The organism is Corynebacterium sp. HMSC068H04 (assembly GCF_001811255.1).
In the GTDB taxonomy this organism is placed as follows: Bacteria; Actinomycetota; Actinomycetes; order Mycobacteriales; family Mycobacteriaceae; genus Corynebacterium; species Corynebacterium hesseae.
The window spans coordinates 166,633-180,488 of record NZ_KV804013.1 but is presented as its reverse complement, the minus strand read 5'-3'; the positions used below and the strand labels follow the sequence as shown (position 1 = coordinate 180,488).

Genomic DNA, 13,856 nt, shown 5'->3' with positions numbered 1-13,856 from the left:
ACACTTCTCGGCATCCACATTTCAGACTAGTGAAGGAAGTTATGTCGAAGCCGGTCGTACTTATCGCCGATAAGCTTGCAGAATCCACCGTCGATGCTCTCGGGGACACAGTTGAGGTCTGCTGGGTTGACGGCCCCAACCGCGCGGAGCTGCTTGCCGCGGTGCCGGAGGCAGACGCCCTCCTCGTCCGCTCCGCTACGACCGTGGACGCGGAGGTGTTGACCGCAGCGAAGAACCTGAAGATTGTGGGGCGTGCCGGCGTCGGCCTGGACAACGTTGATATCCCCGCTGCTACCGAGCGTGGCGTCATGGTTGTCAACGCGCCGACCTCCAACATCCACTCCGCCTGCGAACAGGCGATCGCGCTGCTTCTCGCCACCGCACGCCAGGTTCCGGCGGCGGATCAGTCCCTGCGCCAAGGTGAGTGGAAGCGTTCCTCCTTCAAAGGCGTTGAGGTATACGGCAAGACCATCGGCATCGTGGGTTTCGGCCACATCGGCCAGCTCTTTGCCCAGCGCCTGCTGGCATTTGAGACCACCGTCATCGCGCACGACCCTTATGCCAACCCGGCCCGTGCGGCAGCGCTGGGTGTGGAATTGGTGCCCCTTGAGGAACTCATGTCTCGCGCTGACTTCGTGACCATTCACCTGCCCAAGACCCCGGAGACCGCCGGTATGTTTGACGCCGAGCTCCTGGCGCAGGCCAAGAAGGGGCAGATCATTATCAACGCTGCCCGCGGCGGCCTCGTGGATGAGGCAGCCTTGGCTGCTTCGATCAAATCCGGTCACCACCGCGGCGCCGGCTTCGATGTTTATGCCTCCGAGCCGTGCACGGATTCCCCACTCTTCGAGCTTCCGCAAGTTACCGTATCCCCGCACCTTGGCGCGTCTACGGTCGAGGCTCAGGACCGCGCGGGTACCGATGTGGCTGCCTCCGTGCTCAAGGCACTGGCCGGCGAATTCGTTGCCGATGCCGTCAACGTCGAAGGCGGCCGTGTCGGCGAAGAGGTTGCCGGCTGGTTGGATCTGACACGCAAGCTGGGCCTCGTCGCAGGCAACCTGTTGGACGCTGCGCCGGTTGCCGTCGAAGTGGAGGCTTGCGGCGAGCTGGCCAACGAGGATGTTTCGGCTCTTGGTTTGTCCGCTGCTCGCGGGCTGTTTTCTGGCGTGGTCTCGGAGACCGTTACTTTTGTGAACGCGATGCAGATCGCCGAAAGCCGCGGCGTGAGCGTGGACGTCAAGACCAACGTGGAATCGAAGGGGCACCGCTCCTCCGTGAGGGTTAAGGTTATCGGCCCCGACGGCTTGGTTTCGCAGCTCACTGGTGCCCTGACTGGCATCGACGGCGTCGAAAAGATCATCCGCATCAATGGCCGTGGCGTCGACATGCGCGCAACGGGCCGCAATCTCTTCTTCTCCTACAAGGATGCCCCGGGTGCCTTGGGCACTGTGGGCACGAAGCTTGGCGCTGCCGGCATCAACATTGTGGCGGCTGCATTGACCCAGGGCAAGGATGTCTCCGATGCAGTCCTTATCTTGCGAGTTGAGCGCGAGGTACCGGAGGAGCTTGTCGAGGAAATCAACGCGGCGCTGGGTGCTACCTGCCGCCAGCTTGATTTGGATGCCTAGTCTGGACAGCTGAACCTTTCATCCCAGCCCCCCGTGAAGGACCGAGAACGGTTCTTTGCGGGGTTTCGCCGCCCTCAAGGCAGAGGGGGTGGTACTCTCACATATATCCAATATGTGAGAAAGGAATCCCACAAAATGAAACTGGCAGTGATTGGCGGCGATGGAATCGGTCCCGAGGTAACCGCGGAAGCACTCAAGGTCCTGCGCGCGGTACGCCAGGATGTCGAGGTAACGGACTATGACCTCGGTGCCCGACGCTACCTGCGCAACGGGGAGCTGCTTACCGACGCCGACCTGGCCTCCCTGCGCGAACACGACGCCATCCTGCTCGGCGCCATTGGTGCGCCCGATGAGGTCCCGCCCGGTGTGCTTGAGCGCGGCTTGCTGCTGAAGATGCGTTTCGCCCTGGACCATCACGTCAACCTGCGCCCCTCCAAGCTGTACCCGACGTCCACCTCTCCGCTGGCAAACCCGGGCGATATCGACTTTGTCGTCGTCCGTGAGGGCACCGAAGGTCTGTACTGCGGAAACGGCGGCACGCTGCGCGAAGGTACCGAACACGAGGTGGCCTCGGAGGTCTCCCAGAACACGCGCTTCGGCGTTGAACGCGTGGTGCGTGATGCCTTTCAGCGTGCGATGGGCCGCCGCAAGCACGTGACTTTGGTGCACAAGACCAATGTCCTTGTTAATGCCGGTGGCCTCTGGCAGCGCACGGTGGACGAGGTTGCGAAGGAATTCCCCGAGGTCACCGTAGATTACAACCACATCGATGCCGCAACGATCTACATGGTCACCGACCCAGCGCGCTATGACGTCATCGTGACCGACAACCTCTTCGGCGACATCCTGACCGACTTGGCGGGTGCAGTTACCGGCGGTATTGGTCTGGCTGCCTCCGGCAACATCGATGCCTCCGGCGCTAACCCCTCCATGTTCGAGCCGGTCCACGGCTCCGCCCCGGATATCGCAGGCAAGGGCAACGCGGATCCCACCGCGGCGATCCTGTCGGCGGCCATGCTGTTGCGCCACCTCGGGGATGAGGAGAACACCGTGCGCATCGAGGAGGCCGTGGCTGCCGACGTCTCCTCCCGCGGCGACGCACCGGCGGGCACCACCGAAATTGGTGATCGAATCGCCTCCGCGCTCAGCGCCTAGCCCTGTATGGTTGGCGCATGAGCGTCGAAATAGACGAGGTCTCCAGCTTCCTGGCCAAGAATGAGCCTTTCTCCCACCTGCCGGAGGAAGAGCTTAACGCGCTGTCCTCACAATTGAGCATGATCTACCTGCGCCGAGGGGATATCCCTATCAAGCTGGGGCAAGAGAATGCCAACCTCCACATCATCCGCACCGGGGCGATTGATGTGTTGGGGGAGGACGGCATGCTGCTAGACCGCCGCGAATCCGGGCTCACCTTCGGTTATTCCACGTTGCAGGGGGAGCCGCACTCCGCTTATGAGATGGTCGCGGTAGAGGACAGCCTCGTCTTCACCCTGGCGCAGGAGGACTTCACCGAGTTGTCCCGCCGCAACCCCGACATTGCGCGTTTCTTTTCAGCGCAGTCTCGCCGGATCCGCGCCGCAGCACGCGAGCTGTCTGAATCCACTTCGACCGACGTTTTACGCACGCCGCTGCGAGAGCTCACTCGTACCGACATATTGACTGCGCCGGCTGCCACCACCATCCGTGAAGCCGCGATGCTGATGACGGACCGCGGCGTGTCCTCACTGCTCGTTGTTACACCGGGTTCAGGTTCAGCCAAGCGTCTTGCCGGCATTGTGACCGACCGTGATCTGCGCACCCGCGTGCTCGCCGCGGAGCGTGACCCTGCTGAATCGGTGGAGGAGATCATGACGCCTCAGCCCCTCACGGTATCGGCAGATGCCCCCGCTATGGAGGCTCTGCTGCACATGGCGGAGCGCGGAATCCACCACCTGCCGGTGGTTAAAGAAGGCACCCTGCAGGGGATTGTTACGCAGTCGGACGTTACCCGGCTGCTGCACAATGATCCGGTCTACCTTGCGGCGGATCTTTCACGGCGCTCCAGTGTTGCGGAGCTGAATGGTGCCTTCAACGAGGCCACGCGCCTGGCCGGGCGCTTCGTGGAACGTGGCTCGACACCGGCGGAAGCCTCGAGCTTGGTCACGCTTGCCGCCGATGCTGTGGCACGGCGCCTGTGTACGCTCGCGGAGGAGGAACTTGGTCCTCCGCCTGTGGAGTATGCCTTCGTGGCCGTGGGGTCGCAGGGGCGGCGCGAGATGGCGCTGGCCTCGGATCAGGATAATGCGCTCGTCCTCGCGGATGATTATGATGCCAGCGCGCACGGCGAGTATTTCGCACGGTTTAGTACCTTCGTGTGCCAGGGCCTTGCCGCCGCCGGTCAGGCTCTGTGCCCAGGTGACATGATGGCCATGAACGCCGAGTGGCGGATGACGCGCTCCCAATGGATCGACACCTTCCGCAAATGGATCCGGGACCCCCAACCGGAGGCGCTGCTCAACGCCCAGATTTTCTTCGACTTCCGCGTGCTCTACGGAAGCGAGGAGCTGGCCCGTGAGGTCCACACTGCCGCCGTGGAGATGGGCAAGGGCGCGACGCGCCTGCACGCTCACCTGGCTAGCCTGGCCGCGCGCCGCGAGCCGCCGCTGACGCTCTTCCGCGGACTCGTGGTGGAGCGCGATGGCGATTATGCACATACCCTCGACATCAAAAAGGGAGGCACCGCGGGTATTGTCCAGATGGCCCGGCTCTTCGCTTTAGCATCCGGCTCCACGGTTGTGGACACCCGCCAGCGCCTAAGTGAAGCCGCCGGGAACGCGGTGAGCCGCCGCGGTGCACAGGAGCTTCTCGACGCCTTCGACTACCTCCGATCTCTTTCCTTCGAGCACCAAGCCCGACAGTTGCGGGAAGGGCACAAGCCGGACTACCACATTGACCCCAAGAGCTTGGGGCGGATGGACCGCGAGCACCTGCGTGATGCTTTCCGTGCGATCAAATCCATGCAGAACGCGCTTGCCACCAAGTACCCGGTGAGGAGTATCTAGATGTGGAGCCGGTGGAGCCGCCGCGCGGATTGGGGCGCGCCTGCACGAAGCACCCCGCTCGATGAGCTGGGATTGCTCACCGTAGATATGGAGACCACGAGTCTTGATCCGCGCACAGGAAAGATTGTTTCTATCGGGTGGGTACCGGTGAACGGCGGTGTTATCGACCTATCTGGCGCCGGCTATACCGTGGTGCGCGGCGCGAAGGTGGCCGAAGATGCACATGTCCACCTGCTGACGCAGGAGGTTATTGATGCCGGCGAGGAACGCGAAGTGGCAATGAAACAGTTGCGAAAGGCCCTGAACGGCCGAGCGCTACTCGCTCACTTCGCACCTGTGGAGGTGGGTTTTATAGAAGCGGCTTCCAAAGAGATATTTGGTCAGGTCCCTCGGCTGAGCGTGGTTGATACCTTTGCTATCGAGCGGCGCCACATGGAACGTATGGGCACTTATCCTCGCGGCGAGGACCTGCGGCTTCCCCGAGTACGCGCAAGATACGGTTTGCCGCGCTATGGCAATCACAACGCGCTGAGTGATGCTTTGGCCTGCGCTGAGCTATATCTGGCGCAGCGGGGGAGCACGCGGGCGGTGACCTTGGGGGACGTCGCCAAGCGCTAGGCGGCCGAGCGGGCTCAGTTCCACAAGTTGGACGCCTGCAGTATCATCGCGTTCTTTGCAAGCTTTACACCTAGCCCCTGAACGCGAGTGAAAAACCCTTGCGAGTAGTATGGCCGTCATGCGTTTAGGACGAATTGCTCACACCGAAGGTATTTGTTTCGCCATCATTGATGGTCCCGCCGACGCCCCGCTTGACCAGCTGGTGGCCAAGGAAATCTCCGGCACCCCGTTTACCCCGCCGGAGCCAACTGGCCGCGAGTGGCCGCTGAGCGAGGTGCGCTTGCTGGCGCCGACCCTGCCCACCAAGGTCGTGGCGCTTGGCCGAAACTACGCCGACCACGTGGCTGAGGTCTTCAAGGAATCCGCGGAGCACCTGCCGCCGACGATCTTTATTAAGCCCTCCACCGCGGTCATTGGCCCTGGTGCCCCCATCAAGATCCCGGAGTTCGCCACCAACGTGGAGTTCGAGGGAGAGCTCGCGGTGGTGATCTCAAAGGTCTCGAAGAATATTGATCCGGAGAAGTGGCGGGATCACGTCGTTGGCTACACCATCTGCAACGACGTTTCTTCGCGCGACCTGCAGTTCCAGGATGGCCAGTGGGCACGTGCGAAGGGCATTGACACCTTCTGCCCGCTGGGCCCGTGGATTGAGACGGACCTGGACTGCATCGACCTTGATGACCAGAAGATCAACGCTTACCTGACCCACGATGGCAAGCGCGAGCAAAAGCAGGATTCCAACACCGACCAGATGATCGTGAAGATGGGCGGCATCATCGCGGAGATCTCGCAGTCGTACACTCTTCTGCCCGGCGATGTCATCACCACAGGTTCCCCGGCTGGTACGGCGCCGATGGTGCCGGGCGATACCATCGAAATTGAGATCCCCGGCGTGGGCAGCCTGACCAACCCGATTGAGCGCGCCTAAAGGCCGCTCTAGAGGCCGAGTGCTTTGAGAATGGTGCGTAACTTCGCCGTGGTTTCCTGAAGCTCGGCCGTTGGGTCGGAATCCACGACGATTCCGCCGCCCGCCCACGCGCGGGCGGAGAGTCCATCGCCGGCCACCTCGGCGCAGCGGATGGCCACCATGTATTCGCCGTCGCCGGAGTCATCACACCAACCCACTGCACCGGCGTAGAAGCCGCGGTCAGCCTCGGCGGTTTCGATCAGCGCTTGCGCGGCTTCCGTGGGGGTGCCGCAGATGGCGGGGGTGGGGTAGATCAGCTCGGCTAGTTCGAGTGCCGTGAAGTTCGAATCCTTCAGTGTTCCCGCAATCGGGGTTCCCAGATGCCACATCTCGTTCGTGGAGGTCAGCTGCGGGGTGGTGGGGGCGTCGAGAGTACTGCACAGCGGCTGCAGGATGCGGCGGATGTGGTCCACGACGAAGGCATGCTCGCGCAGATCCTTGCCTGAGTTTTGGAGGTCTTGACCGGCCTTGATGTCGCGTGCCTTATCGGCCTGGCGGGGCGCCGAGCCAGCTAGGGGGAAGGCCGTAACCGTTGAGCCTTGCTTCTTAATCAACACTTCCGGGGAGGAGCCCACGAGCATAGAACCCGGGCGCCCCGCCGGCGAGAGGTCGGCGATGAAGCCATCGCGGTGCGAGGATAGATCGATCAACCGCGCGGCCACGAGGAGCGGATCCACCGGAGCATTGAACTCAATGTCAACGGCGCGAGCAAGAACCACCTTGTCCAGTTTGGAGGCTTCGATCGTAGCGATGGCGGCCTCAATGCGGCGCAGGTGCTCTTCCGGCTCCGGATCAAAACCGGTCACGCGCGCATTGAGCTTGCCGCTGCGGTAGTAGGCATGGGGCTCAAGAGGCCCGTCCTCACGAATGATGCTGCGCGGCACGGTGAGCGCAGCTGGATCACCCTTGTGAAAGGGAAGTGCGCCGACGACCATGGGCGCGCTGCCGGCACGTAGTGCGGACACTGCATCATCGACAGCGCTAAAGGTGGTGGTTGAACCTTGGGTACGCACAGACCCCGTCGCGCGGGACAGGAGGAAGTCGGGGGCGGTAGAGGGTCTGTTTTCACACATAAGGAATAACTCTAGTTCCTTCCGCTGCTAGCGCCGAAACCAGATCCCTTGCTTTTGTGATATGACCGGTATCGAGGTGCTAGTCGCGATTGCGCGGGCGGAAGAACTGCACGGCAACAAACAGCCCGATACCAAGTAGCAGGGCCAGGGAGCCCATGCCTGCGAGAAAGCCTGCCCAGAAGCCGACCATCGGGGCTCCATAGCTCATGGCCTGGATGTTTTCGGCGTCAGCATAGTCTTCGTTGGAGTCGGACGCAGAGTGCTGTTGCTGTGCTTCCTGCTTTGCGCCGCGTTCCCGGTTGGCAGCGGTGTTGCGCGTGGAGCCTTTTTCTCCTGAGGAAGCAGTGCTTTGCGACGCCCCACGGTGTGCCGAATCTCTCTGTCCTTGCGCTGTGTGGGCTACACCGTTCTGTGCCGAGTTCTGGGACTGCGACACTGAGCGCTGGCCATCAGCTGGGCGTTCAGTACTGGGCTCTTTAGACGTTGGTGATGTTCCCGGTTGTGCTTTACTGCGTGCACTCGGACGCGTGGAGTGCCGCGAATCCTGAGCCCGACTTGTTTCGGAGGGCTTTCCACCGTTGAGGAGGGTATCTGCCTCCTTGAGTGTTTTGTCCATAGTCTTATCCAACTGTGCGATGGACTTGGAGGTGTCATTGATGTCCTTGGCCAGTTGCTGCGGCCGGTTCTTCGGGCTGCCCGAGCCAGCATTGTCGCCTTCGCTGGAGTCCCACTCCAATTCGCAGATGTCGGAGGCATCGGCGTCGCCGACCAAGAACGGTACGTCGATGGAGTGCTCGGAGCCATCGTTGAGCGTGAACGTGAAGGTAGCGGCGTATGCTCCCGGTTCGGTGAAGATTATCCCGGTGTGGCTGTGGAAGTGATCGGGGTAGTCCCAAGTGATATCCGGGTTATCTGAATCAAAGAGCACGGTGGGCGCAGCGCCCAAGGTGTTCTGGAAGCCCACCATGCGTCCGCCTTCCGGGCCGCTGTGCAGCGTTAAGGACAAGGTGGCATCGGCCGCAGTGCTCTCATCGAGGTAGCTGGTGTTGAACCCCACCCAGGGGATGTTGGGATCTTGGGTTTGGGGGATCTGCCAACCGCTCGATGGGATATCGCTGCCCGCTGATTCATCGAAAGCGGCGTTGCTACCGACTTCTACGTAGAACTCCCCGGAGGCATAGTCCTTACCGGATTCATCATCGCGGGCTATAAAAGAAAGGTCCCCAGAGTCACCAACCAGGGCGAGGTCTTGGTGCCCGCGGGTAAAGGCGTGCAGGGAGTCGGCATCGCAGGAGGCCTCGCTCGCGTGCTCTTCGGCGAGGGCTGGCGGTGCAGCGGCCACCAAGGGCGGGGTACTGAGAGCTAGTGCAGCGACAGCGGTCAGGGTAAGCGGGCGGAAGCTCATACGTGTCATATGGAAAGAGTTCATGCGGACAAGGTCTCCTTCGAGGTGTGTGATTGCGAGGTGGATGCCGCGTCGCGGCGGGAATGCAGTAGAGGGGAGAGTGCCCACGCCACAAGGAAGCAGGCGGTAAGCAGCAGCACGATGGTTGCGCCGGCGGGAAGATCGATGGCCCATGCGAGGTAGATTCCGAAGAAACTGCCCAGCGAACCGATCACCGCGGAGGCGACCATCATTGACCCCAGCGAGTCACAAAGCAGCCTGGCGGTCGCGGCTGGGGTGATGAGGAGGGCCAGGACGAGGACGTTGCCGATGGTTCCCACGGAGATAACCACCGCGCCCGTGACGCAAAGGTAAAGCACGATGTCTAGGACAAAGACGGGAAGCCCCATGGCACGGGCAGTCTCTTTGTCTAGGCAGGTGGCTGTGAGCTGGGGGCCGAGGAGCAATACTGTGGCCACGATAAGCACCGAGACGGTGAACGCGGTGTAGAGATCTGCGTGGGAGACGCCCGTCAGCGAGCCGAAAAGAAAGCTGGTGAGCGAAGCCGTGTAACCCTCCACGCGTGAGATGATCACCATGCCGAGCGCAAAGGAAGCGGCAAAGAAGATGCCGATGACGGAATCTTCGCGCACAGTTCGCCGCTGGGAGAAGCACGCGATGAGCACGGCCACCGCGCAACCCGCCACGGCGCCGCCCAGCAGTACTGACCCGTGAAGTGCGAAGGCGACGGCCAGTCCCGGGAACACTGCGTGGGACACTGCATCGCCGATGAAGGCCATTCCACGCAGCACGACGTAGCACCCCACCACGCCGCACACGATTGCGGCGAGGAGGGAGATCCCTACTGCGCGGGCGAGGAAGTCCAAGTGCGGGTTGGTGAGGTCTTGGAAGAACTCAACTAGCGAGATGTCGATCATGCCGCCACCCCAATCGCGGAGAGCAGGGGCGAGGAGGCTGAGACTCCGAAGGTGGTGCTCCAAGGCTGTGGGGTTAAGCGCAGGGTTTCCGCTGGGCCGTCAGCGATGATGCCCCGGTTGAAGAGCACAAGCCGTGAGCAGGAATGTGCGGCCTCTGAGAGGTTGTGCGTGGACATGACAACGCTGGTGCCATCTGTAGTGAGCTTGTCAAAAAGAAGCAAGAGCTCCTCGGTATTGGGGGCGTCGAGGCCGGTGAAAGGTTCGTCGAGAAGCAGCACCTCTGGTTCGCAAGCTAAGGCGCGGGCGATGAGGACGCGCTGGCGTTGCCCGCCGGAAAGCTGGGCTATAGGACGCCGTGCGAATTCTTCCAGGTTGGTCAGCTCGATGGCCCGCCGCGCGGCCTCCTTATCGGAGCGCCCTGGGCGCCGGAACCACCCCACTAGTCCAGTGCGCCCACTCAGCACCGCCTTGGCCACGCTGATGGGGAAGTCCCACTCTACGTCGTGGCGCTGCGGGACATAGCCAAGCGAGGTGGTCACGTCGATGGTCCCGGTAAAGGGCACGAGGCCTAAGACAGCGCGCATGAGCGTGGTTTTGCCAGCGCCGTTCGGACCGAGGAGCCCGATAAACTCGCCAGGGTTAACAGAAAAGCTTGCCCCGTCGATGACGCGGCGGCCGGACAGCGATACGGACAGATCGTTTACCGTAATGAAGGGATTAGCCACGCCGCCCACCCTTCGCGCGCACGACGGCGATGATGGCACCGATGAGCACGAGGACGCCTACGCCCGCGAGCGCCCAGATCCACGTGGGCACCGACGCCGACATAGAGCCGGACGTGGCGGAGGACTCGGCATTGGGGTCCCATTCCACGGCCTGTGCTTGCGCAACGTCGGCGTCATCGCCCACAGCGAAGGTCAAGGTGGCTTCGGCAGCTACCTCTTTTCCGGCGCTTTCTCCTGCGCCCTCGCCGCTCATGCGGACCCGGATCTGGTGAATGCCGGGCTCGGTGAACACCCAATTGGCGTGGGTATGAGTGCCCAAGTCCACCCAGAAGCCTTCTGAGTCCCCGGTTGCTGTAGACCACAGCAGCTGAGGTTCTTCGAAGCCGCCGTTTTGCAGGAAGAGGGAGAACTCACCCGGGCCTTGGTGCCCGAGGAACTCCATTGTCACTCCTCGCTCAACGTTGTCTGCCAATGAGGGAGCTTGGGTATTCCAGCCCAACCACGGAACGTCAGCCTGCTCCGTTTGCGGTACGACCCACACCTGCGAGCCAGGTTCTGCGCCAACGAAGGAGAATGCCTTGTCCTCCGGCAGAGTCAACAGGGCGTTGTCACCCACCTGGAAGACCACATCCTCGGGCTGGCGCCACACGGGTGTTTCAGCCGAATCATCGCGAGCGAGGAACTCAGCTTGGCCTTCGGAGAGCAGGAGCCCTAGGTCGACGTGGCCGTGATCGATGGTGGCAGCCGTTCCAGGCGCGGCTACCTCTTCGTTAGAGCTGACCACCTGGGCGAGATCTCCGGCGAAGGCAGCTGCCGGTGCGAAAGCCAAGGCCGCGGCGGTAAGCGTTGCCGCAAGCGGCATAGTGACGGTTCGGATGGTGAGTTTAGACATGAGATTCCTTTGTTGTGTTGCTGAGACAGCGGTTGAGTGAGTGCGCGTTGAAGCGCAAGAGGTCGAGATACGTCGGAACGGCGTCATCAAGCGTGTCGCCGTAAATCGGGCATACAGCCACTCCGAGGGAATCGGCGGCTTCGCGGATGACATCCGCGCTGGCTTGTTGCGTCGGTTCCACGAATACGGCGGGAAGCTGGAGGTTCTCCAAGGTGCGGCGCAGAGCGATGACATCGCGCGGCGAGGGCTCGATGGCCGGGTTTGGAGTAACGAAGCCCGCGATATCAATGCCGTAGCCTTGCTCCAAGTAGGCATAGCCGTGATGCGGCGTAACCAGGTGGCGGTTGCGCTCCGGGATGGCGGAGATGAGCCGTCTTACTTCGGCATCGGCTTCCCGCAACTGCGTGATGTAGTCCTGTGCGCGGGCACGGTAATCCGCGCCGTGCGAGGGGTCCGCCTGGGCAAGCTGTTCAGCGATGACCTCGGTAAAACTGACAACGTTAGCGGCGTTATGCCACAGGTGCGGGTCCACCTCACCGTGAATGTGCTTTCCTAACACCGCCTGCGGCAGGAGATAGGTTTCATCGCCTGGACGGCCTAAGAAACGGTAGGAGGGATCCGGCGGGATCTCCTGCAGCGCGGAGTTAGGGACGCGCAACACCGTGGTCTTCGGATCAAAACGCTCGCCTTGGTCCTCCAAGTCGAGTTTTCCTGTAGCCATGTCAGCGGTGATATCCACGTGACCCGCATCGAGCTCGCGCATCCCCTCAGGTGCGCTTACGCCCACGGCCACTGTGAACTCCTGAGGGGAGCCGTCGTTAGCACCAAAACTCATCCTGTAGATACCGGGCCTGCTAAAAGCCCAGGACACGTGCGTGTGGGCGTTGGCTGGCAGCGTCGTGGAATCCTCGCGCGGATCTATCCCATCGGCGGTGTTAAAAAGGACCTCTGGCGTACCGAATGTAGAGACCACGTAGGCGGCGGCATCGCCCGGGCCTTCTGCGTCGATCAGGCGCAGGTCGACGCTTGAGGTCCCCGGGGGCGCGTTGCGCACGCGCAACCCCAGCCACACGGCGTCGAGCGCGATGTTCTCCACCAGCGGGACCAGCTTCGCTCCACGCGTGGAGGCCTGATCCGCCACTTCGGTGACGGGCACATCCGACGACTCCTTCATGGACTTCAGCAGATTCTGTGGCTCGAGAAGAAACCCGTTGGACAGTAGTACGTCTGCGTTTGCGATGTCCCTCACCGAGCGCAGGCTCGGTTCAAAGGTATGGGGATCCTTTCCCGCGGGGATCAGGGTCGTCACCGTGGCGTCATGTCCGGCCACATGCTTGGCGACGTCCCCCAGTATCGGTGTCGTCGCCACCACCTTCACCTTTGCATCGTCTCCGCTGGCAGTGCTCGCGCAGCCACTCAGCGCTGAGGCGCCGAGAGAGATGGCGGAAAGAATCGCGGTGCACGCCATCCGAGTGCGTACTTTCCGAGGCATCAGTCGCGGCCCTTCAGCAGCGCGAGGCGCGCTAGCGCCAGGCCCAGCACAAGCATTCCCAGGCCGAGGATGCCGATGCCCCACGGCAACAGGTTTTGCCCACTGTCGTAGTAGCCGGCCGCAGCCACCGTGTCCACATTCTCCCCGTCCGCAGTTTCGGCGGATCGGTGAGAAGGCTTGCGCTCCTTCCTTTCCCCGCGAGCTGTGCGGTCTTTACGCTCCTTGTTGTGGGCCTGTTGTTTGGTGTTTTTGGCACCGGCAGCGGGGGCCGAACCGCGGGCAGCGCCTCCATGGCTTCCGGCTCCGGTGCTTCCAGCGTGAGAGCGTGAGCCGGAGTTGGAGGAAGCAGGTTGCTCAGGGGAGGCGGCACCTTGCGCTGCCTCGTGGTCATCGTCGGCACCGTCAGTGCCATCATCGACGCTGGATTCCTCGTCCCCGGAATCCTGGGGAGCGGCTTCGCCGTCGCCGACGTCCCAGGTATAGGTGACCTGATTACTCGTGTCGCCGTTGGATTCAGCCTGAACAGTCATGGTGTACGTACCCGGTTCGCTAAACGCCCAATTGACGTGTCGGTGCGCCGGGTAAGCCTGATTGATGACGTCACCGGATACCAAGTCGAGCTCGCCGGCGTTCGTGACCGGTTGAATATCGCCAAAGCCTGCGGTTTCGAAGATGAAGATGTCACCGGGCCCGGTGACCTCAACAAATTCGAAGTTCACGTCCTTATATCCAGCAGATTGGGCCGCTTGCGTATCCCAACCCGGCCACAGGAGTGAGCTGTCCTGGGTCTGGGGGAGGTAGTACGTCGGTGTGCCGATGCCATCGATGCGCTCGGTCGCCTCGCTCCATGCCTCCTCAGCCACCTTGAGGGTGACATCGTTACCGGGCCTGATGACGCCACTACCAGTGACGTCTTCCTTCATCGACAACGTCAGCTGACCACCCGGCGCGGAGACATAGAAGGCATCCACGTGCCCAGAATCTATAAGCTCGTCTTCGGCGCGGGCAGTCGCTGGAAGGCCAAGGACGGACACGAGAAGTGCCACGGCGATGGCGCACACGGCGGCATTGAATGTTTTCAGCGGTGCGGAATGCAAT

At 62.2% G+C, this 13,856-nt stretch carries 12 protein-coding genes; 5 read left to right on the top strand and 7 right to left on the bottom strand.

From position 1 onward, the window contains the following. The first annotated feature begins 41 nt into the window (after positions 1–41). From serA to HMPREF2792_RS09080, 5 genes are all read left to right on the top strand, one after another. Complete coding sequence (gene serA / locus HMPREF2792_RS09100) at positions 42–1,628, top strand: phosphoglycerate dehydrogenase (RefSeq protein WP_070533032.1); 1,587 nt, start codon at positions 42–44, stop codon at positions 1,626–1,628. Positions 1,629–1,763: 135 nt separating this feature from the next. Then, the gene (locus HMPREF2792_RS09095; RefSeq protein ID WP_070533030.1) at positions 1,764–2,783 is read left to right on the top strand and encodes a 3-isopropylmalate dehydrogenase; all 1,020 of its coding nucleotides are present in this window, start codon (positions 1,764–1,766) and stop codon (positions 2,781–2,783) included. Between the two features lie 17 nt (positions 2,784–2,800). Next, positions 2,801–4,669 carry a DUF294 nucleotidyltransferase-like domain-containing protein gene (locus tag HMPREF2792_RS09090; RefSeq protein ID WP_070533028.1) on the top strand — a complete coding sequence of 623 codons (1,869 nt, stop codon included), beginning with the start codon at positions 2,801–2,803 and terminating at the stop codon, positions 4,667–4,669. Then, on the top strand, positions 4,670–5,287 hold the full coding sequence (locus HMPREF2792_RS09085) for an exonuclease domain-containing protein (RefSeq protein WP_070533026.1): 618 nt from the start codon (positions 4,670–4,672) through the stop codon (positions 5,285–5,287). A 118-nt stretch (positions 5,288–5,405) separates the two neighbouring features. After that, a complete protein-coding gene (locus HMPREF2792_RS09080) occupies positions 5,406–6,215 on the top strand; it encodes a fumarylacetoacetate hydrolase family protein (RefSeq protein ID WP_185963178.1) in 810 nt (269 codons plus the stop codon). A gap of 8 nt (positions 6,216–6,223) precedes the next feature. Here HMPREF2792_RS09080 and HMPREF2792_RS09075 read toward each other — a convergent pair whose 3' ends face one another. From HMPREF2792_RS09075 to HMPREF2792_RS09045, 7 genes are all read right to left on the bottom strand, one after another. Further along, positions 6,224–7,327: an isochorismate synthase gene (locus HMPREF2792_RS09075; RefSeq protein WP_070533024.1), complete on the bottom strand. Its 1,104-nt coding sequence runs from the start codon at positions 7,325–7,327 to the stop codon at positions 6,224–6,226. 79 nt (positions 7,328–7,406) lie between these two features. Further along, the gene (locus tag HMPREF2792_RS09070) at positions 7,407–8,756 is read right to left on the bottom strand and encodes a choice-of-anchor M domain-containing protein (RefSeq protein WP_070533022.1); all 1,350 of its coding nucleotides are present in this window, start codon (positions 8,754–8,756) and stop codon (positions 7,407–7,409) included. Beyond that, positions 8,753–9,649: an anchored repeat-type ABC transporter permease subunit gene (locus HMPREF2792_RS09065; protein WP_070533020.1), complete on the bottom strand. Its 897-nt coding sequence runs from the start codon at positions 9,647–9,649 to the stop codon at positions 8,753–8,755. The genes HMPREF2792_RS09070 and HMPREF2792_RS09065 overlap by 4 nt, the downstream gene beginning before the upstream one ends. Next, complete coding sequence (locus tag HMPREF2792_RS09060) at positions 9,646–10,374, bottom strand: anchored repeat-type ABC transporter ATP-binding subunit (RefSeq protein ID WP_070524404.1); 729 nt, start codon at positions 10,372–10,374, stop codon at positions 9,646–9,648. The genes HMPREF2792_RS09065 and HMPREF2792_RS09060 overlap by 4 nt, the downstream gene beginning before the upstream one ends. Beyond that, the gene (locus HMPREF2792_RS09055) at positions 10,367–11,266 is read right to left on the bottom strand and encodes a choice-of-anchor M domain-containing protein (protein WP_070524402.1); all 900 of its coding nucleotides are present in this window, start codon (positions 11,264–11,266) and stop codon (positions 10,367–10,369) included. Before HMPREF2792_RS09055 ends, HMPREF2792_RS09060 begins: the two co-directional genes overlap by 8 nt. Further along, positions 11,259–12,758, bottom strand: a complete 1,500-nt coding sequence (locus HMPREF2792_RS09050) for an anchored repeat ABC transporter, substrate-binding protein (protein ID WP_070533019.1) — start codon at positions 12,756–12,758, stop codon at positions 11,259–11,261. The genes HMPREF2792_RS09055 and HMPREF2792_RS09050 overlap by 8 nt, the downstream gene beginning before the upstream one ends. Then, positions 12,758–13,855 (bottom strand): choice-of-anchor M domain-containing protein, encoded by a 1,098-nt coding sequence (locus HMPREF2792_RS09045; protein WP_232748520.1) that lies wholly within the window; start codon positions 13,853–13,855, stop codon positions 12,758–12,760. Before HMPREF2792_RS09045 ends, HMPREF2792_RS09050 begins: the two co-directional genes overlap by 1 nt. Between the last annotated feature and the right edge of the window lies 1 nt (position 13,856).

Excerpts from the sequence above, each read along its gene's own strand:
- serA (WP_070533032.1), top strand. The coding sequence starts at position 42 with ATGTCGAAGCCGGTCGTACTTATCGCCGATAAGCTTGCAGAATCCACC.
- HMPREF2792_RS09080 (WP_185963178.1), top strand. The coding sequence starts at position 5,406 with ATGCGTTTAGGACGAATTGCTCACACCGAAGGTATTTGTTTCGCCATC.
- HMPREF2792_RS09055 (WP_070524402.1), bottom strand. The coding sequence starts at position 11,266 with ATGTCTAAACTCACCATCCGAACCGTCACTATGCCGCTTGCGGCAACG.
- HMPREF2792_RS09075 (WP_070533024.1), bottom strand. The coding sequence starts at position 7,327 with ATGTGTGAAAACAGACCCTCTACCGCCCCCGACTTCCTCCTGTCCCGC.
- HMPREF2792_RS09090 (WP_070533028.1), top strand. The coding sequence starts at position 2,801 with ATGAGCGTCGAAATAGACGAGGTCTCCAGCTTCCTGGCCAAGAATGAG.
- HMPREF2792_RS09085 (WP_070533026.1), top strand. The coding sequence starts at position 4,670 with ATGTGGAGCCGGTGGAGCCGCCGCGCGGATTGGGGCGCGCCTGCACGA.
- HMPREF2792_RS09070 (WP_070533022.1), bottom strand. The coding sequence starts at position 8,756 with ATGAACTCTTTCCATATGACACGTATGAGCTTCCGCCCGCTTACCCTG.
- HMPREF2792_RS09095 (WP_070533030.1), top strand. The coding sequence starts at position 1,764 with ATGAAACTGGCAGTGATTGGCGGCGATGGAATCGGTCCCGAGGTAACC.
- HMPREF2792_RS09065 (WP_070533020.1), bottom strand. The coding sequence starts at position 9,649 with ATGATCGACATCTCGCTAGTTGAGTTCTTCCAAGACCTCACCAACCCG.
- HMPREF2792_RS09050 (WP_070533019.1), bottom strand. The coding sequence starts at position 12,758 with ATGCCTCGGAAAGTACGCACTCGGATGGCGTGCACCGCGATTCTTTCC.